This window comes from Trinickia sp. Z7 (assembly GCF_056498045.1).
Genome location: NZ_JAUEQW010000003.1, coordinates 320,876 through 337,985, shown reverse-complemented (window position 1 = coordinate 337,985; position 17,110 = coordinate 320,876). Strand labels below are relative to the sequence as shown.

Annotated in this window: 18 protein-coding genes and 1 tRNA gene; 11 read left to right on the top strand and 8 right to left on the bottom strand. The window is 64.5% G+C overall.

The annotated features are described in order from the left end of the window. Positions 1-35 precede the first annotated feature (35 nt). Positions 36-671 (top strand): LON peptidase substrate-binding domain-containing protein, encoded by a 636-nt coding sequence (locus QQS38_RS08055; protein ID WP_479644842.1) that lies wholly within the window; start codon positions 36-38, stop codon positions 669-671. 46 nt (positions 672-717) lie between these two features. Here the strand turns inward: QQS38_RS08055 and mutY are convergent, their stop codons facing one another. Both mutY and mutM read right to left on the bottom strand, forming a co-directional pair. Beyond that, positions 718-1,830: an A/G-specific adenine glycosylase gene (mutY, locus tag QQS38_RS08050; RefSeq protein WP_479644841.1), complete on the bottom strand. Its 1,113-nt coding sequence runs from the start codon at positions 1,828-1,830 to the stop codon at positions 718-720. Positions 1,831-1,842: 12 nt separating this feature from the next. Further along, entirely contained in the window at positions 1,843-2,670 is an 828-nt protein-coding gene (gene mutM / locus QQS38_RS08045) for a bifunctional DNA-formamidopyrimidine glycosylase/DNA-(apurinic or apyrimidinic site) lyase (protein WP_479644840.1), read from the bottom strand. A gap of 99 nt (positions 2,671-2,769) precedes the next feature. Between mutM and QQS38_RS08040 the strand changes: the two genes are divergently transcribed. The 7 genes from QQS38_RS08040 to pth all read left to right on the top strand — a co-directional run bounded on the left by QQS38_RS08040 (position 2,770) and on the right by pth (position 8,789). Continuing rightward, entirely contained in the window at positions 2,770-4,608 is a 1,839-nt protein-coding gene (locus tag QQS38_RS08040) for a tetratricopeptide repeat protein (protein WP_479644839.1), read from the top strand. Then, positions 4,608-5,234 carry a lipoprotein insertase outer membrane protein LolB gene (gene lolB / locus QQS38_RS08035; protein WP_479644838.1) on the top strand — a complete coding sequence of 209 codons (627 nt, stop codon included), beginning with the start codon at positions 4,608-4,610 and terminating at the stop codon, positions 5,232-5,234. Before QQS38_RS08040 ends, lolB begins: the two co-directional genes overlap by 1 nt. A gap of 30 nt (positions 5,235-5,264) precedes the next feature. Then, positions 5,265-6,146 (top strand): 4-(cytidine 5'-diphospho)-2-C-methyl-D-erythritol kinase, encoded by an 882-nt coding sequence (gene ispE / locus QQS38_RS08030; protein WP_479644837.1) that lies wholly within the window; start codon positions 5,265-5,267, stop codon positions 6,144-6,146. A gap of 53 nt (positions 6,147-6,199) precedes the next feature. Further along, positions 6,200-6,276: transfer RNA gene (locus QQS38_RS08025), tRNA-Gln, on the top strand. 39 nt (positions 6,277-6,315) lie between these two features. Continuing rightward, the gene (locus QQS38_RS08020) at positions 6,316-7,272 is read left to right on the top strand and encodes a ribose-phosphate pyrophosphokinase (protein ID WP_479644996.1); all 957 of its coding nucleotides are present in this window, start codon (positions 6,316-6,318) and stop codon (positions 7,270-7,272) included. A gap of 173 nt (positions 7,273-7,445) precedes the next feature. After that, positions 7,446-8,057 (top strand): 50S ribosomal protein L25/general stress protein Ctc, encoded by a 612-nt coding sequence (locus tag QQS38_RS08015; protein WP_479644836.1) that lies wholly within the window; start codon positions 7,446-7,448, stop codon positions 8,055-8,057. Positions 8,058-8,189: 132 nt separating this feature from the next. Next, the gene (gene pth, locus QQS38_RS08010) at positions 8,190-8,789 is read left to right on the top strand and encodes an aminoacyl-tRNA hydrolase (protein ID WP_479644835.1); all 600 of its coding nucleotides are present in this window, start codon (positions 8,190-8,192) and stop codon (positions 8,787-8,789) included. A 53-nt stretch (positions 8,790-8,842) separates the two neighbouring features. Here pth and QQS38_RS08005 read toward each other — a convergent pair whose 3' ends face one another. The 3 genes from QQS38_RS08005 to rsmD form a co-directional block, all read right to left on the bottom strand. Beyond that, complete coding sequence (locus QQS38_RS08005) at positions 8,843-9,109, bottom strand: YfhL family 4Fe-4S dicluster ferredoxin (protein WP_479644834.1); 267 nt, start codon at positions 9,107-9,109, stop codon at positions 8,843-8,845. Between the two features lie 96 nt (positions 9,110-9,205). After that, the gene (gene coaD, locus QQS38_RS08000) at positions 9,206-9,712 is read right to left on the bottom strand and encodes a pantetheine-phosphate adenylyltransferase (protein WP_479644833.1); all 507 of its coding nucleotides are present in this window, start codon (positions 9,710-9,712) and stop codon (positions 9,206-9,208) included. A gap of 111 nt (positions 9,713-9,823) precedes the next feature. Continuing rightward, complete coding sequence (gene rsmD / locus QQS38_RS07995) at positions 9,824-10,441, bottom strand: 16S rRNA (guanine(966)-N(2))-methyltransferase RsmD (protein ID WP_479644832.1); 618 nt, start codon at positions 10,439-10,441, stop codon at positions 9,824-9,826. Positions 10,442-10,678: 237 nt separating this feature from the next. Here rsmD and ftsY point away from each other — a divergent pair, with 237 nt between their 5' ends. Next, complete coding sequence (gene ftsY / locus QQS38_RS07990) at positions 10,679-11,974, top strand: signal recognition particle-docking protein FtsY (protein ID WP_479644831.1); 1,296 nt, start codon at positions 10,679-10,681, stop codon at positions 11,972-11,974. A 77-nt stretch (positions 11,975-12,051) separates the two neighbouring features. Here the strand turns inward: ftsY and maiA are convergent, their stop codons facing one another. Further along, positions 12,052-12,696: a maleylacetoacetate isomerase gene (gene maiA, locus QQS38_RS07985; RefSeq protein ID WP_479644830.1), complete on the bottom strand. Its 645-nt coding sequence runs from the start codon at positions 12,694-12,696 to the stop codon at positions 12,052-12,054. 28 nt (positions 12,697-12,724) lie between these two features. Further along, a complete protein-coding gene (locus QQS38_RS07980; RefSeq protein ID WP_479644829.1) occupies positions 12,725-13,441 on the bottom strand; it encodes a fumarylacetoacetate hydrolase family protein in 717 nt (238 codons plus the stop codon). A 190-nt stretch (positions 13,442-13,631) separates the two neighbouring features. Between QQS38_RS07980 and ybiB the strand changes: the two genes are divergently transcribed. Beyond that, a complete protein-coding gene (ybiB, locus tag QQS38_RS07975) occupies positions 13,632-14,603 on the top strand; it encodes a DNA-binding protein YbiB (protein WP_479644828.1) in 972 nt (323 codons plus the stop codon). Between the two features lie 355 nt (positions 14,604-14,958). Then, positions 14,959-16,641, top strand: a complete 1,683-nt coding sequence (gene leuA / locus QQS38_RS07970) for a 2-isopropylmalate synthase (RefSeq protein WP_479644827.1) — start codon at positions 14,959-14,961, stop codon at positions 16,639-16,641. A 65-nt stretch (positions 16,642-16,706) separates the two neighbouring features. Here leuA and QQS38_RS07965 read toward each other — a convergent pair whose 3' ends face one another. After that, entirely contained in the window at positions 16,707-17,090 is a 384-nt protein-coding gene (locus tag QQS38_RS07965; RefSeq protein ID WP_325341481.1) for a nuclear transport factor 2 family protein, read from the bottom strand. Positions 17,091-17,110 lie beyond the last annotated feature (20 nt).

Here is a 17,110-nt window from a genome sequence, read left to right as displayed (position 1 = left end):
CGCCGCGGCATACGCGGCAATACGAAGCGTGCGCCATGTCCACTACTCCTGCCGTCTACGCTGACCTGCCGCTCTTTCCACTGCACACCGTGCTGTTCCCGGATGGGCTTTTACCGTTGAAGATTTTCGAGGCGCGCTATCTCGACATGGCGCGCGACTGCCTGCGCGAAAGTTCGCCGTTCGGGGTCTGTCTACTCAAGAGCGGCGGTGAGGTCGCGCAGGAGAACGTGGCGTGCGTGCCCGAACTCATCGGCACGTTGGCGACGATCGAGCAATGCGACGTCGACGATTTCGGCATGCTGCTCGTGCGTGCACGCGGTACGCGCCGCTTTCGCCTCCTGTCGCACCGCAAAGAACCGAGCGGCCTGCTGGTCGGCATGGCCGAGCCGCTGCCCGACGATGTCCCGCTCGAAGGCAGCGAAGCGCTCGCCAAGTTCGGCGCCTGCGCCGAAGTGCTAGAGCGCATCGTCGAAACGATTCGCGAGCGCGACCCCGACGGCGTGCCGTTCGCCGAGCCGTTTCGCCTCGAAGATCCGACCTGGGTTTCCAATCGCCTCTCGGAGATCCTGCAAATTCCGCTGCGGGCTCGGCAAAAGCTGATGGAGCTGACCGATGCCAATACGCGGATCGATGCCGTGCATCACTACATGCAGCAGCATCAATTGCTGTAGCTTCGCTGCCGACGCCCGCGTATACGCGGCGCGCGGCTGCGTTAGGTCAGAGCAATGAACCTTTGAGCGCGTCGAGCAGCTTGCGCACGGGCGCGGGCACGCCGTATTCGTCGATTTGCGCAAGCGGCACCCACGCCGTCTCGTCCTCGCGCGCTTCGATCGCCGCCACGGCGCCCGGTCGGGCGAGATCCGCGCAGCGCGGTTCGATGTCGAGCTTGAAATGCGTGAACGTGTGAGTGAGCGGCGCCAAGCGCTCCAAGCCCGGAGCAGCGCCCAACGCCCCTGCGCGCTCGGCCAAGGCGGTCTCGTCGGCGGCTTCGGGCAAGCTCCATAGTCCGCCCCAGATACCGAACGGTGGCCTGCGCTCGAGTAGCACCGAAGCGCCGTCACGCAGCACGAGCATCCAAGTTCGACGCAACGGCACGACCTTCTTCGGGCGCGCCGCGGGCAATTCGCGTTGCCGGCCGGTCGCATTGGCGACGCAATCGGCGGCGAACGGACAGCGGCCGCAGTCGGGCTTGCCGCGCATACAAAGCGTCGCGCCAAGATCCATCAAGCCTTGCGTGTAGGCGCTCACGTCGTCGTCCGAGGCCTGCTGCCCGGGCATCAAGCGCTCGGCGAGCGTCCACATCGCGCTTTCGACGCGTTTTTCTCCCGGAAAACCGTCGATGCCGAACACACGCGCCAGCACGCGCTTAACGTTGCCATCCAAAATCGTCGCGCGCGCGCCGAAAGCGAACGATGCAATCGCCGCCGCCGTCGAGCGGCCTATACCGGGCAGTTCGGCCAATTGCTCGGGCGAAGCCGGGAACGTCCCGCCGTGCCGCTCGAGCACCGCCTGCGCGCACCGATGCAAATTGCGCGCGCGCGAGTAATAGCCGAGCCCGGCCCAAAGCGCCATCACGTCGTCGATCGGCGCACGGGCGAGCGCCGCGACATCGGGAAAGCGCGCGAGAAACTTCGCGTAATACGGAATGACGGTCGATACCTGCGTCTGCTGCAGCATGATCTCGGACAGCCAGATGCGATAAGGATCACGCGTATTCTGCCAAGGCAGATCGTGGCGCCCGTGACGGCGTTGCCATTCGACGAGCCGCGTGGCGAAGGCGTCCTGCAGCGACGCGGCGCATGGCGCCATCACAATGGGAGAAGCGGACATGAAGGCGATTGGTCAGCGCTGACAATGCGCGCAGTAGTAGGTGGAACGTTGCCCTTGGACAATTTGGCGAATCGGGCCGCCGCAGACACGGCACGGCTGGCCGGCCCGATCATAGACGAAGCAATCGAGTTGGAAATAGCCGCTCGCGCCGTCGCTGCCGACGAAATCTCGCAGGGTGCTGCCACCCCGCTCGATGGCGGCGGCCAGCGTGGCGCGCACCTCGTCGGCCAGGCGCTCGCAGCGCGCCAGCGAGACGCGGCCCGCAGGCGTGGTCGGCCGAATGCCGGCGCGAAACAAGCTCTCGGACGCATAAATATTGCCGACGCCGACGACGATCGTGCCCGCGAGGAGCACCTGCTTGATCGATGCCGTGCGTCCGCGCGTGCGCCGGAAAATGAGCTCGCCGCTGAATTCGTCGGTGAACGGTTCGACGCCCAGGCTCGCCAGCAACGGATGCGCTTCTACGTCGCCGGCGGCCCGCGCATGCCACAGCACCGCGCCGAAACGACGCGGATCGCGGTAGCGCAGCACGAACTCGTCGAAGACCCAATCGATATGATCGTGCTTGGCCGGCTCCGATATCTGTTTGCGCGGCCAGACGCGCAGCGTGCCTGTCATGCCCAAATGGACGATGAACCACCCGGCATCGGTCTCGAACAACAAATACTTTCCGCGCCGCTTTACCCCTCGCACCGCCTGGCGCGCGAGCGTGCTCGCCAAATCGGGCGGCACGGGCCAGCGCAGCATGAGCGTGCGCACATCGACGCGCTCGACCCGACGGCCCGTAATGTACGGCTCGATGCCGCGTTTGGTGACTTCAACTTCCGGAAGCTCTGGCATCTCTAAAATGGGTGCGGATAGGTCTGTAACTTGCACTGTCGAATCTGCGTGTATTGTAGCGAGCGCGTTACAATCGACCGAAACCTCGAACGGATCTCCATGATTTTGCCCATCAAGCAGCTCCTCAAGCGCCCGGTCGGCGCCCGCCCCGCTTGGCGCATCGCGCCCGCGAGCCGCATCGTCGGCGCCGTTCTGTGCGCCTGGGCGTTCGCCGCCATTCCGGCGCACGCGCAAGATCCGGCGCCGTCGGACGACAATTCCGCGACCGCGGCGGATCTGTTCGGGCCCGGCCTTCCCGAAGAGAAGAAAGATTTGCCCGACGTTCAATTGTCGAGCCAAATCGTCTTTCAAGTGCTGGCCGCCGAAATCGCGCTGCAGCGAAACGAGCCCGCGCCCGCGTATCAAACCTACCTCGCGCTCGCCCGCGACACGCACGACCCCCGCATGGCGCAGCGCGCCGCCGAGATCGCGCTCGCGGCGCAGAGTCCGTCCGACGCCTTGGCCGCCGCGCAGCTTTGGCACGAGTACGCGCCCGATTCCGAGCGCGCCGTGCAACTGGACGCGTCGCTGCTCGTGTTGTCGGGCAAGCCGGACGACGCGAAGCCGCTGCTCGCCAGCGAGCTTGCGAGAGTGCCGGCCGAGAACCGCGGCAACGCCTTGTTGGCGCTGCAAACGCTGCTTTCGCGCGGCCCGAACCGCGTCGGCGGCCTGCAAGTCCTGCAGGATTTGTTGAAAGACGATATGGGACGCCCCGAAGCCCAGCTCGCGATCGGCCGTCAGCAATTGCTCGCCGACGACCGGCCCGGCGCACGCGCGTCGTTCGAGCGCGCGCTCAAACTGAAGCCGGACTTTCTGGCGGCCGCCCTTTCGCTCGGTCAGATGGGCCCCGAAGAGCGCAAGGAAGGCATCGCTTCGTTCGAGTCGTATGTCAAACAAAATCCGAAGGCGCGCGATGCACGCCTCGCATTGGCCCAGCTGTATTTGTCGAGCGACCGGCTCGACGATGCGCAAAAGCAATTCGAGTCCCTGCGCTCGATGGATGCCCACGATCCGATGCCCCTGCTCGCGCTCGGGCTCATCAAGGTTCAGCAGAAGCAGTACGACGCCGCGCAAAAGTACCTGACGCAATACGCCGATCTGACCGAAAAAACACCGGGCGCGGATCCGGGCCAAGCGTACCTTTATCTTGCCCAGCTCGCGCTCGAGCAAAAGCACGAGCAAGATGCCGCGAAATGGCTCGACAGAGTTCAACCGTCGAGCCAGCAATACATCACGGCGCGCGTGACGCGTGCGCAACTGCTCGCCAAGTCCGGGAAACTCGACGATGCGCGGCGCATCCTGAGCGAGCTGCAGCCGTCCGATCCGCGCGAGCAAGCGCTCGTCGCGCGCACGGACGCGGCGATCCTGTTCGATGCGAAGCGCTATCAAGACGCCGAGTCGCGCTTGCATGAAGCGAACGAAGCGTTCCCGGGCGATCCCGAGATCCAATACGACTATGCGATGGCGGCCGAGAAGAACGGCCACTACGATCTCATGGAAAACGTGCTGCGCAAGGTCATGCAGGAGCAGCCCGACAACCCGCAAGCGTACAACGCGCTCGGCTATTCGCTGGCCGATCGCAATCAGCGCCTGGACGAGGCGGACAAGCTGATCGAAAAAGCCTCGTCGCTCGCGCCGAACGACGCGTTCATCATGGATAGCCTCGGCTGGGTCAAATATCGCAAGGGCGAAACGGTCGATGCAGCCAAGCTGCTCAAACGCGCCTACGAGATCCAGCCGAACGCGGAAATCGGCGCCCACCTTGGCGAGGTTTTGTGGAAGAGCGGCGATCAGAAGCAGGCGCTCGACGCATGGCGCAGCGCGCGCAAACTCGAGCCGGACAACGAGACGCTCGTCAAGACGCTCGAACGCTTTCAAGTGAACGCAAACAACCTCTGATGCACGCTTCGTCTTTTGCTTTCGCGCTCGCGCGCCGCGCTTCGCTAAGCGCGGCGGCGGCGCTTGCCGTCATGCTCGCGGGCTGCGCGGCGGCGCCCCGCCACGGCCCGTCGACCTCGAACGCCACCCCCGAGCTTTCGACGCAAACGGCGAGCGCCTATCACGGCCGCTTCGCCGTTCGCTACGTCGACCAAAATGGACAAACGCGCAACGCCTACGGCAACTTCGATTGGCAGCAACAGGGCGACACGGTCACGCTGCAGCTTTTGAATCCGCTTGGGCAGACCCTCGCGATCGTGACCTCGTCGCCGGCGTCGGCCACGCTCGAACTGCCGAACCGGCAGCCGGTCTCGGCCGATAACGTCAGCGACTTGATGCAGCATACCCTGGGCTTCGCGCTGCCGGTCGAGGGGTTGCGCTATTGGCTCGCCTCTTCGCCGGCGCCGAGTTCACGCGCGAAGACGGTCGTCGATCCCGAACAAACCTCGCATCTGAAGGAAATCGACCAAGAGGGCTGGACCATCCAATACTTGGCCTACGCCGATGCGCCCGCCTCGGGTGTCAAGCGCCTCGACTTGATGCGGCAGAACCCGCCGCTCGACATCAAGCTCGTGCTCGATCGCTGACCGCGCTTCCCGTCCCGTACCGCTTTTCACATGATCGAAACGACCGATTCGCTGCGCGAGTGCGCAGCCCCCGCCAAGCTCAATCTGTTCTTGCACGTGACGGGCCGCCGGCCCGACGGCTATCACACGCTGCAGAGCGCGTTTCAGTTGATCGATTGGGGCGACGTCCTGCATTTCACGCTGCGTGCGGATGGCCTCTTGCGTCGCAAGACCGACGTCCCCGGGGTACCGGAAGCGAGCGACCTCGTCGTGCGCGCGGCCGAACTGCTCAAGCAGCACTGCGGCACCAAGTTCGGAGTCGACATCGAAATCGAAAAGCGCTTGCCGATGGGCGCGGGACTCGGCGGCGGCAGCTCGGACGCGGCCACTACCCTGCTTGCGCTCAATCGGCTCTGGAAGCTCAATTTGGCTCGCGACGTGCTGCAGGAATTGGGGCTGCGGCTGGGGGCGGACGTGCCCTTCTTCGTCTTCGGCAAAAACGCGTTCGCCGAAGGTGTCGGTGAAGCGCTCGAGGCTGTACAATTGCCGCCTCGCTGGTTCCTGGTGGTCACCCCCAAAGTGCATGTGCCGACGGCGGCGATTTTTTCCGACAAGTCGTTGACAAGAGATTCCGAAGCCGTCACAATTACGGACTTTCTTGCACAGCAAAGCTGCAGCGCAAGATGGCCGGAAAGCTTCGGTCGGAATGACATGCAGCCTGTTGTCGTGGGAAAATACGCGGAAGTCGCGCAGGTGCTCGAATGGTTTGAAGCCATTGCGCCAGCGCGGATGACCGGATCGGGCTCCAGTGTGTTTGCCGCGTTCCGGAGCATCGGCGAAGCGAAAGCGGCGCAAGCTAAGCTGCCTGCAGATTGGGCCAGCGCCGTGGCATCGAGTTTGGATACGCATCCACTTTTCGCGTTCGCGTCATAGGTTTTGCATCGTCGGGGCTGTCCCGCAGGCCCGACGAAGCTCAGAGTCAGTGTAGGGGAGTCGCCAAGTTGGTCAAGGCACCGGATTTTGATTCCGGCATGCGAGGGTTCGAGTCCTTCCTCCCCTGCCAAACATTCCCGCAGTTCCCGCCTCCAGCAGCAGGTGCATGATGAGCAGCCATGACGGCCTGATGGTTTTTACTGGCAACGCAAATCCGGCGCTTGCACAGGAAGTCGTCAAAATCCTCGGCATCCCCCTCGGCAAAGCAATGGTCAGCCGTTTTTCCGACGGCGAGATCCAAGTCGAGATTCAAGAGAACGTGCGTGGCAAGGACGTGTTCGTCCTTCAATCGACGTGCGCGCCGACGAACGACAACCTGATGGAACTGATGATCATGGTCGATGCGCTCAAACGCGCGTCTGCCGGCCGGATCACCGCAGCCATCCCCTATTTCGGCTATGCCCGCCAAGATCGGCGCCCGCGTTCGGCGCGCGTCGCGATCTCGGCGAAGGTCATCGCCAACATGCTGGAAATCGCCGGCGTCGAGCGGATCATCACGATGGATCTGCACGCCGATCAAATCCAGGGCTTCTTCGATATCCCGGTCGACAACATCTACGCCACGCCCGTGCTGCTCGGCGATCTGCGCAAGCAGAACTACGAGAATCTGCTGGTGGTGTCGCCCGATGTCGGCGGTGTGGTCCGCGCGCGCGCGCTTGCCAAGCAGCTGAACTGCGATCTGGCCATCATCGACAAGCGGCGCCCCAAGGCGAACGTCGCGGAAGTGATGAACATCATCGGTGAAGTCGAAGGCCGCACCTGCGTGATCATGGACGACATGGTCGACACCGCCGGCACGCTGTGCAAGGCTGCCCAAGTGCTCAAAGAGCGCGGCGCGAAACAAGTCGTCGCCTATGCGACGCACCCGGTTCTGTCGGGCGGCGCAGCGGAACGCATCACGAACTCGTCGCTCGATGAACTCGTCGTCACGGATACGATCCCGCTGAGCGAAGAAACCCGCGGGTGCGCAAAGATCCGTTTGCTTTCGTGCGCGGGGCTGCTTGCCGAAACGTTCTCGCGCATTCGGCGCGGCGATTCGGTGATGTCGCTGTTCGCGGAAAGCTGAGCCTATCGAATACGCTGAAGTCGCGGCACCCAGCATGCGGCTTCGGCACCTTGGCGCGCTTCGGTTGACGAAACGCGCCGTTTTCGTCTGGGGCCTGACGTGTTGCACCGTTCGGTAGCGGCATGGAAGGCTCCTTATCACTGCCTGGTCGCGGGCAGCTATGGAGATTGAACATGAAAGTCGTCGCTTTCGAGCGCAACCTGCAAGGTACGGGTGCGAGCCGCCGCCTGCGCAACTCCGGCAAGACGCCGGGGATCGTGTATGGCGCAGCCGTGGAACCCCAACTGATCGAACTCGATCACAACGCGCTGTGGCATGCGCTGAAGAAAGAAGCCTTCCACTCGTCGATCCTCGATCTCGAAGTGGCCGGCAAGTCGCAACGCGTGCTGCTGCGTGACGTTCAATACCATCCGTTCCGTCAGCTCGTGCTGCACGTCGACTTCCAACGTGTCGACCCGAACAAGAAGCTGCACACGAAGGTGCCGGTTCACTTCATGAACCAAGAAACGAACCCGGCCGTGAAGCTCGGCGGCGCGATCATTTCGCACGTCGTGACGGAAGTGGAAATCGAGTGCCTGCCGGCCGACCTGCCCGAATTCGTCGAGCTCGACCTCGCGAAGGTGGAAGCCGGCCAATCGTTGCACGCTAAGGACATCGCATTGCCGAAGGGCGTCTCGCTCGTCGCGCATATCGAAAGCGAAAACCCCGTCATCGCTTCGGCTGCCGTTCCGGCCGGCGCGACTGCGGCGGAAGCCGCTGCGGAAGGCGAAACGCCGGCCGCGTAAGCGCTCTTTCGCGCCTATCCTCTCGATCCGTTTCAATGGAACGGACGACGTGACCCGCCGCGGCTTGCCCGGCGGGTTTTTTTTCGCGATGGATCAAATCTCGTTCACCAGCCGGCTAGCCGGCATCACAGCATGATCAAGCTCATCGTCGGCCTCGGGAATCCGGGCGCGGAATATACGGCAACGCGGCACAACGCCGGCTTTTGGCTCGTCGATCAGCTCGCGCGCGAGGCGGGAGCCTCGCTACGCGACGAGCGGCGCTTCCATGGCCTGTACGCCAAAGCGCGCCTGCATGGCGAAGAAGTCCACCTGCTCGAGCCGCAAACCTACATGAACCGATCGGGGCAATCGGTCGTTGCCGTCGCCCATTTCTTCAAAATCCTGCCGGACGAAATTCTCGTCGCCCACGACGAGCTCGATCTGCCGCCCGGCTCCGTCAAGCTCAAGCTAGGCGGAGGCAGCGGCGGACACAACGGGCTGAAGGACATCTCGGCGCATTTGTCCTCGCAGCAGTACTGGCGGCTTCGCATCGGCATCGGTCACCCGCGCGATTCGATTCCCGAGAGCGCACGGGCGGGCGCGAAACCCGATGTCGCCAATTTCGTCTTGAAGCCGCCGCGCAAGGAAGAGCAAAGCGTGATCGATGCAGCCATCGAGCGCTCGCTCGCCGTGATGCCGCATGTCGTGAAGGGCGAGCCCGAGCGCGCGATGATGCAGTTGCACAGCAACTGACACGCTGCCCGCCTACTTTCGACGTGCGAAGCGTGGCGGAGACCCGCGCAGCGTCAGGCCTTCTGCCCGGCTTTGGCCGCTTGCAGCGCGTGGTATTTCGCGAGTAGGCCTTGCGGCGTCTCGACGTGCTGCGGATCGTTCGGAATGCACTCGACGGGGCAAACCTGCCGGCACTGCGGTTCGTCGAAATGGCCGACGCATTCGGTGCATTTCGCGGGATCGATCACGTAGATCTCCGGGCCCATCGAAATAGCGTCGTTCGGGCACTCGGGCTCGCAAACGTCGCAGTTGATGCACTCGTCGGTAATGATTAAGGCCATGCTGTCACCGGAAATACGGTATCGAACGAAAACAAGTTCGATATTTTACGCCCGGGATGCTCCGGAGGCCGGCACAAGCCCTAGCGTTCGTAGGGTTCACGGTTGCGACGGCGAGTTCTGCGCCATCTCCGCGACCTTATCCGTGAGCCATTTTTCCACCGAGGGGAACACGAATTTGCTGACATCGCCGCCCAATTGGGCGATCTCGCGCACGATCGTGCCCGAGATGAACTGATATTGGTCCGACGGGGTCATGAACATCGTTTCGACATCGGGCAGCAAATACCGGTTCATGCCCGCCATTTGAAACTCGTACTCGAAATCGGAAACCGCGCGCAAGCCGCGCACGATGACGCGCGCGTTGTTCGCCCGCACGAAATCCTTGAGCAAGCCCTTGAAGCTCATGATCTGCACGTTCGGATAGTGGCCCAGCACTTCCTGCGCGATATCGAGACGCTCTTGCAGCGTGAAGAACGGCTTCTTGTTGCGCGAGTCGGCCACGCCGACGACGAGCGTATCGAAAATGCTCGACGCACGCCGAACGAGATCCTCATGGCCGCGGGTGAGCGGATCGAACGTACCCGGGTACACGGCGACTACCATCGACCATCTCCTGTCTTCATCCTATTGGGACGCGAACCCGCGTCCGCTGGGACGCTGCCGGCCGTGACGCGGCTCGATGCAGCCCGCGTCTGTTTCCGTTGAAAACGCGCATTATTCATCATTTTCGCGCTGCAGCAAATGGTAGAACACGGCGCCGGCCTTCCCCTGCCGCACCATGGTCCAGCCGGCCAATGGCTCGATCGCGTCCATCACGAGCGGCTCGCCCGATTCGACATACAAATAGCCTTGCTCGGCAACGAGCGGCGCCGTCGCTTCGAGCGCACGCGGCAACAGTTCCTCGCCGAACGGCGGATCGAGGAAGACGATATCGAACGAGCGTGGCGGCAAGCCGGTCGCGAGCCGCAAGCCGTCGGCTTCGACCACCTCTACGGCCTGGGCGGCCAGCCGGGTGCGCACGTCTCTGAGCTGACGCGCCGCCTTGGCATTGCGCTCGACCATCAACACCCGCGCGGCGCCGCGCGATGCCGCCTCGAAACCCAATGCGCCCGCGCCGGCGAATAGATCGAGGCAGCGCAGGCCGTCCAGCCGCTGGCCGAGCCAATTGAACAAGGTTTCGCGCACACGGTCGGGCGTCGGCCGCAAGCCGTCGAGGTCGAGCACCGGCAACGGCGTGCGCTTCCAATCTCCGCCGATGATGCGAACGGTATGCGGCTTGCCGCGAGAGGACGTCGCGCTGGACGCGCGCGGGGCGGATGAAGAACGGGGCATGCGAATGAATACGATTGGCGGAAGGACGGCGCCCGAGCGGCAATGCCCGCTCGGGCGCGACGGCCAACGTTACCACAGCCGCCGCGACACGGGCGTGGAGCGCAGGCGGGCGCCTGGTAAAATGCGTGTTTTCGAGCGCTTTGCCGCATTGCCGGTCCACCGCGGCGCATGCGCGGCCGCGCGCCATCATCTATTGCCGCCGTAGGCAGCTCGCCTCGGCACCGATCACGGCACACCATGTTCAGCTTTTTCAAACGATTCAAGGGCGGCAAAGCCGCCGATACACCGCAGGACACCCAAGCAGCCGAAGCCCCGGCCGCCCCCGCGGCCGCGTCCGTCATCTCGCCAACGCAAGCGCCCACGGCCCCCGTCGCGCCGGCCGCTTCGTCTGCGCCACCCGCTGCACCCGCTGCCTCCACCGCATCCACTGCGCCCGCCGCGTCCGCTCCCCCGCCCGCTGACGCGCCCGCCCCGGCGAGCACCGCGTTTGCCGCGCCCCCCAGGCCTGCCCCGGAACCCTTCGCTCGAGGCAGCGCCCCGGACGCCGCGGCCCAGGCCGCCGCCGGCGAGCCCGTGGCCGCCGACGAGATCGAGACCGAGGAAATCGTGCCGCCCCCGCTCGTCGAGCCCGCGCAAAAGCAATCGTGGCTCACGCGGCTGCGCTCGGGACTATCGAAGACGAGCGCCGGACTCACCGGCATCTTCGTGCGCACGAAGATCGACGACGAACTCTACGAGGAGTTGGAAACCGCGTTGCTGATGGCCGATGCCGGGGTCGAGGCGACGGAGTTCTTGCTCGGCGCGTTGCACGAAAAGGTACGCACGCAGCGGTTGACGGACCCGCAGCAGGTCAAGGCGGCGCTGCGCACGTTGATTGTCGATCTGCTCAAGCCGCTCGAGCGCTCGCTGGTGCTCGGCCGCGCACAACCGCTCGTGATGATGATCGCGGGCGTCAACGGCGCGGGTAAAACCACGAGCATCGGCAAACTCGCCAAGCATCTGCAACGCTTCGATCAGTCGGTGCTGCTGGCCGCCGGAGACACCTTCCGCGCCGCCGCCCGCGAGCAACTCGCGATTTGGGGCGAGCGCAACAACGTGACCGTCGTGGCGCAGGAAAGCGGCGATCCGGCCGCCGTCATCTTCGATGCGGTTAGCGCGGCGCGAGCCCGCAAGATCGATGTCGTCATGGCCGATACGGCGGGCCGCCTGCCGACGCAATTGCATCTGATGGAAGAGCTGCGCAAGGTCAAGCGCGTGATCGGCAAAGCCTTCGAAGGGGCGCCGCACGAAGTGTTGCTCGTCATCGATGCGAACACGGGCCAAAACGCCCTGGCGCAGGTCAAAGCATTCGACGATGCCCTCTCGTTGACGGGCCTCATCGTCACCAAGCTCGACGGCACGGCCAAAGGCGGCATCTTGGCGGCCATCGCACGCCAGCGCCCCGTCCCGGTCTACTTCATCGGGGTCGGGGAGAAGGTCGAAGACTTGCAGCCGTTCAACGCCGAGGAATTCGCCGACGCGCTGCTCGGCTGAGGGCCGGCGCCAAGCCATCCCGATGCGCGAGGTTCGCGGACGAAACGCGCGCAAGCTTGGCGCTGCTCCTCACACGCTCACTCGGCATCGGGTTGCTCGCTAGGCGCCGCACGCACGAACGCCTCGTGCCGGCCGGCTTCGTCGTAGATGCGTTGAATCGTTGGATACGGTTGCATATCCACGTTGAAACGGATCGCGTTGAACACCTGGGGCACGAGCGAGAGGTCCGCTATCGTCGGCTCATCGCCGAAAGCGAACTTGCCGGTTCGCGTATCGGACGCGAGCTGCGCCTCGATCGCCGCGAAGCCGTTCTCGACCCAATGCTTGTACCATGCGTCCTTCGCTTCGTCCGTGACGCCGAGTTCGTGCTTCAGATATTTGAGCACCCGCAGGTTGTTCAGCGGATGGATTTCGCACGCCACTTGCAGCGCAATGGCTCGCACGTGCGCTCGATCGGCCGGCGCGCTCGGCAATAGCGGCGGATTGGGGTGAACCTCCTCGAGATATTCGATGATGGCGAGCGACTGGCGCAGCACCGCGTCGCCGTCGATGAGCGAGGGCACGACGCCGTCGGGGCAGATGCGCCGATAGTCGTCGGTCAATTGCTCTCCGCCGTTGCGCAAGAGATGCACGCCGGCATATTCATACGGCAAACCCTTCAGATTGAGCGCAATGCGCACGCGATAGGCCGCCGAACTGCGGAAATAGCTATAGAGTTTCATCGAGTTTCCCCTGCAAACGCGCGTATCGTCACACCACGCGCACGTTCAATTCCCCCAGCCCTTCTACGGAACCCGTCAACAAGTCCCCTCGCACTACCGGGCCGACGCCTTCGGGCGTGCCGGTGAATATCAGGTCCCCTGGGCGAAGCTCGAACAGTGTCGACAAATGCGCGATCGTCTCGGCCGTGGACCAGATCAACTGCGATACGTCGGAGCGCTGCCTCTCGGCGCCGTTGACCTTGAGCCAAATCGCCCCCTGCCCGATATGGCCCACGCGCGATACCGGGTGAATGGGGCCGAGGGGCGCCGAGCGATCGAAGCCTTTGGCCACGTCCCAAGGACGGCCCATCTTCTTCGCCTCGGCTTGCAGATCGCGGCGGGTCATGTCGAGTCCCAGCGCATAACCGTAGACGTGATCGAGCGCGCGTGCCACCTCGATGTCGCGCCCCGCCCGCCCGATCGCGACGACGAGCTCGATTTCGTGATGCACGTCGTTCGTGCGCGACGGGTACGGAAATTCACCGGTCGAGCCGGGTGCGGCATAGACGAGTGCGTCGGCCGGTTTGGTGAAGAAAAACGGCGGCTCGCGATCGGGATCGTGGCCCATTTCGCGCGCATGGGCGGCATAATTGCGGCCTACGCAGTAGATGCGGCGAACCGGAAAGCGCTCGCTCGGGCTCGCGACGTCGGCACTTTCCGCGATCGGCACTGCGACGATGGGGGCGGGGGCAAACACATACTCCATCGCTTTCTCCTTCGGATTCGATTGGCGCCGCGCGCGTGGTGTCCGCACGGCCGAAAGCATGGAGTGTAGCGCGGGCGCCTCGGCGACGGCGCGCGGACCGACACCTCGCAGCTTGCCAGATGGGAACGAATGCGGTACTCGTTAAACTTTCGCTAATCTTCGCAGAACCCCGACTCTCGCACCGCGCGCCATGACCGAATCCACTTCAGCCGAACCGTTTCCCTGCGCCCGCTTCATCAAGGAAATCGGGCGCGGCCCGCACGGCGCCCGCGCGCTATCGTCCGAAGACACCTTTTCGCTCTACAGCGCGATGCTCGACGGCCGCGTCTCCGACCTCGAGCTCGGCGCGGTATTGCTCGCTTACCGCCTCAAAGGAGAGACGGCCGACGAGCTTGCCGCCATGCTCGCCGCGGCGCAAATGTCGATGATGCCGGTACGCGCGCCCGGAGCCGTCTCGATCCCGAGCTACAACGGCGCGCGCAAGCAACCGAACCTCGTGCCGCTGCTTGCCCTGCTGCTGGCACGCGAGGGGGTGCCGACGCTCGTGCACGGCGTCACGCAAGATCCCGGCCGGGTGACGAGCGCCGAAATCTTCGCGTGCCTGGGAATTGCCGCGGCCGACTCGCACGATGCGATAGAAGCGGCGCTGGCCGAGCGCCGCGTGGCGTTTGCGCCCGTGGGCGTACTCGCGCCCAAGCTCGCGCGCCTGCTCGCTTTGCGGCGGATCATGGGCGTGCGCAATTCGACCCACACGCTCGTGAAAATCCTGCAGCCGTTCGCGCCGGCCGGATTGCGGCTCGTCAATTACACGCATCCGGCTTACCGCGACAGCCTGGCCGCCCTCTTCCTCGGCCACCCCGAAGTGGCCCGCGGCGGCGCGCTGCTCGCGCGGGGCACCGAAGGAGAAGCCGTGGCCGACACACGCCGTCAAGTTCAGATCGACTGGCTGCACGACGGGCTGGCCGAGACCCTCGTCGCGCCCGAGCGCAGTTCGCCCAATGAAGCCGAGTCCGAATTGCCCACCGCTCGCGACGCGGAAACGACGGCGCGCTGGATCGAGTCGGTGCTGCGCGGCGACACCGCCGTGCCGCCAACCCTGGCCCGGCAGGTCAAGATCATCGTCGACATCGCGCACGCGCGCGAGGGCGCGGCCAAGCCGTGACGCCCAGGGCTCGGTTGACAGCGTGAGGCACGCTGTCATACAGTGCGTCTCATGCGTTCAATCCTGAACTCCCTCCGAATTACCTCCGGCCGCCTAGCGCGGCCCCTATCGCTACGACTAGCGTAAGCCAGTCGTAGCGCCGCGCGTCGCGCGGTCCTCCCGCAGCATCCCGAGCAGTTTTCGTTTCACACCAAACCGTAGTTCCTTCTACAACCCGTAGTCGTCAGCATTCGGCCAAGTACCGCTTCGCCGAATCGCGAATCCGCCGACGTGGCTTTCATCGCGTCCGGCATGATCGGCTAGCCGCTCGATCAGCCGCGCTTTCGCAGACGACCCGACGAACGAGGTCGCACCCATGCTTCGCAACCCTGCCGCAAAGTATCGATCCTTCCCGCCCGTGCAGTTGGCCGGCCGAAAATGGCCGAACCGCGCCATCGAGCGCGCCCCGATTTGGATGAGCACCGATTTGCGCGACGGCAACCAGGCCCTGATCGAGCCGATGAGCATCGCGCAAAAGCTCGAATTCTTCGAAATGCTCGTGGCCATCGGCTTCAAGGAGATCGAAGTCGGATTCCCCTCGGGGTCGCAGACCGATTTCGACTTCGTGCGCAAGCTCATCGACGAAAATCGCATTCCCGAAGACGTGACGATCGAAGTGCTCGTGCAGTCGCGCGCCGATCTCATCGCGCGCACCTTCGAAGCGCTGCAAGGCGCGCCGCGGGCGATCGTGCATCAGTACAACGCCATCGCGCCTTCCTTTCGCCGGATCGTCTTCAATGCGTCAAAGAGCGAGGTCAAAGCGCTGGCCGTGGAAGGCGCCCGCCTCATCAAGGAAGAAACCGAGCGGCGGCCGCAAACGCATTGGACCTACGAGTATTCTCCCGAGACCTTCAGCATGACCGAGCTCGCCTTCGCGCGCGAAGTGTGCGATGCCGTGAGCGCGGTGTGGCACCCGACGCCGGAGCGCAAAATCATCGTCAATTTGCCGGCGACGGTCGAAGCCGCCACGCCGAACGTCTTCGCCGACCAAATCGAATGGATGGACCGCAACCTTGCCTATCGCGACAGCATCGTGCTGTCCGTGCATCCGCACAACGATCGCGGCACCGCGGTGGCCGCGGCGGAACTCGCGCTGCTCGCGGGCGCCGATCGCATCGAGGGCTGCTTGTTCGGCAATGGCGAGCGCACCGGCAACGTCGATCTCGTGACGCTCGCGCTCAATCTCTACACGCAAGGTATCGACCCGGGGCTCGACTTTTCCGATATCGACGCGGTGCGTCGCGTGGTCGAACGTTGCAACGCAATCGCCGTGCATCCGCGCCACCCGTATGCAGGCGAACTCGTCTTCACCGCATTCTCGGGCTCGCACCAAGACGCAATCCGCAAAGGATTCGCGCAGCAAGGGCCCGACGGCCTTTGGGAGGTGCCCTATCTGCCGATCGATCCGGCCGACGTCGGCCGCGGTTACGAGGCGGTGATCCGGGTCAACAGCCAGTCGGGCAAGGGCGGCGCAACCTATCTGCTCGAGCGCGGGCTCGGCTTCGCGCCGCCGCGACGCGTGCAAATCGAGTTCAGCCATGCGGTGCAGCGCCTGGCCGACGATTCCGGCGCCGAAGTCACGGGCGAGGCGGTCTGCGCCCTGTTCGCACGGGAATACTTCGAGGTGCAAGGCCCGGCCGAGCGGGTCGAATCGGTGGTGCGCTGGCGCCGACGCGAAATTGCGCGGGTGGAGGCCGCGACCGGCTACGACGATGGGCAAGCTTGGGTTCGCGCGCTTGCCGATTCCATGTCGACGGCCGCGCGCCGGCGTGTACAGGTTTGCGATTACGAGAGCCTGCTGACCGGCGATGGTCGCACGGCCGTATTCGTCGCCGTTCGCCTCGAAGAAGCGGCGCAAAACGCGGCTGGCAGCCAGAGCGTACGGTACGGCGTGGGCGTAGCGGCGAATCCCGCCACGGCGGCGGCCGACGCGCTGGTCTCGGCAGTCAATCGATTGGAATGGAGCCGCGAGCGGGAGGATGAAGCCGCCGCGGCTTGAGCCTGTTTGCGGTACCCGGGCGCCCCCGCCACGAACGGGCGGCGCCAGCGATTGCGCTGCGCGTTCTACTCGAGCGCGCAGCGTGTCGCCTGCCAGGCGACCAGCCGCCAGTGGCCGTCTTCTCGCGATTGAATGGCCATGTAGGCGATCGGAAACAATATGGCGCCGTTGTTCGCCTCCATCTCGACCAACGCGCGACCGGTGACGACGCAAGCGTCGCTGCCGACGGGCAGGACATCCTGCGATTGCACCTCGATTTGCCGATACCGGCGGTGACCGCCGGAGATGGCATCGATGAACTGCCGCTTCGTCTCGCGCTTGCCGTTCGTGTGCACGTAGCTGACGCTCTCCGAGAGCAGTTGGTTCAGCACCGGCACGTCGCCATCGACCATCGCGCGAAACCGATCGCGCTCGAGCGCCCGAATCGCCTCGATCACCTTCGCCGCCATCGCTCAGCCCCCATGCGAGC

Coding starts and splice junctions, on each gene's coding strand:
- leuA (WP_479644827.1), top strand. CDS start 14,959: ATGCTTCGCAACCCTGCCGCAAAGTATCGATCCTTCCCGCCCGTGCAG.
- ybiB (WP_479644828.1), top strand. CDS start 13,632: ATGACCGAATCCACTTCAGCCGAACCGTTTCCCTGCGCCCGCTTCATC.
- mutM (WP_479644840.1), bottom strand. CDS start 2,670: ATGCCAGAGCTTCCGGAAGTTGAAGTCACCAAACGCGGCATCGAGCCG.
- lolB (WP_479644838.1), top strand. CDS start 4,608: ATGCACGCTTCGTCTTTTGCTTTCGCGCTCGCGCGCCGCGCTTCGCTA.
- maiA (WP_479644830.1), bottom strand. CDS start 12,696: ATGAAACTCTATAGCTATTTCCGCAGTTCGGCGGCCTATCGCGTGCGC.
- QQS38_RS08055 (WP_479644842.1), top strand. CDS start 36: ATGTCCACTACTCCTGCCGTCTACGCTGACCTGCCGCTCTTTCCACTG.
- rsmD (WP_479644832.1), bottom strand. CDS start 10,441: ATGCCCCGTTCTTCATCCGCCCCGCGCGCGTCCAGCGCGACGTCCTCT.
- QQS38_RS08005 (WP_479644834.1), bottom strand. CDS start 9,109: ATGGCCTTAATCATTACCGACGAGTGCATCAACTGCGACGTTTGCGAG.
- ispE (WP_479644837.1), top strand. CDS start 5,265: ATGATCGAAACGACCGATTCGCTGCGCGAGTGCGCAGCCCCCGCCAAG.
- QQS38_RS08040 (WP_479644839.1), top strand. CDS start 2,770: ATGATTTTGCCCATCAAGCAGCTCCTCAAGCGCCCGGTCGGCGCCCGC.
- ftsY (WP_479644831.1), top strand. CDS start 10,679: ATGTTCAGCTTTTTCAAACGATTCAAGGGCGGCAAAGCCGCCGATACA.
- QQS38_RS07965 (WP_325341481.1), bottom strand. CDS start 17,090: ATGGCGGCGAAGGTGATCGAGGCGATTCGGGCGCTCGAGCGCGATCGG.
- coaD (WP_479644833.1), bottom strand. CDS start 9,712: ATGGTAGTCGCCGTGTACCCGGGTACGTTCGATCCGCTCACCCGCGGC.
- pth (WP_479644835.1), top strand. CDS start 8,190: ATGATCAAGCTCATCGTCGGCCTCGGGAATCCGGGCGCGGAATATACG.
- QQS38_RS08015 (WP_479644836.1), top strand. CDS start 7,446: ATGAAAGTCGTCGCTTTCGAGCGCAACCTGCAAGGTACGGGTGCGAGC.
- QQS38_RS07980 (WP_479644829.1), bottom strand. CDS start 13,441: ATGGAGTATGTGTTTGCCCCCGCCCCCATCGTCGCAGTGCCGATCGCG.
- mutY (WP_479644841.1), bottom strand. CDS start 1,830: ATGTCCGCTTCTCCCATTGTGATGGCGCCATGCGCCGCGTCGCTGCAG.
- QQS38_RS08020 (WP_479644996.1), top strand. CDS start 6,316: ATGAGCAGCCATGACGGCCTGATGGTTTTTACTGGCAACGCAAATCCG.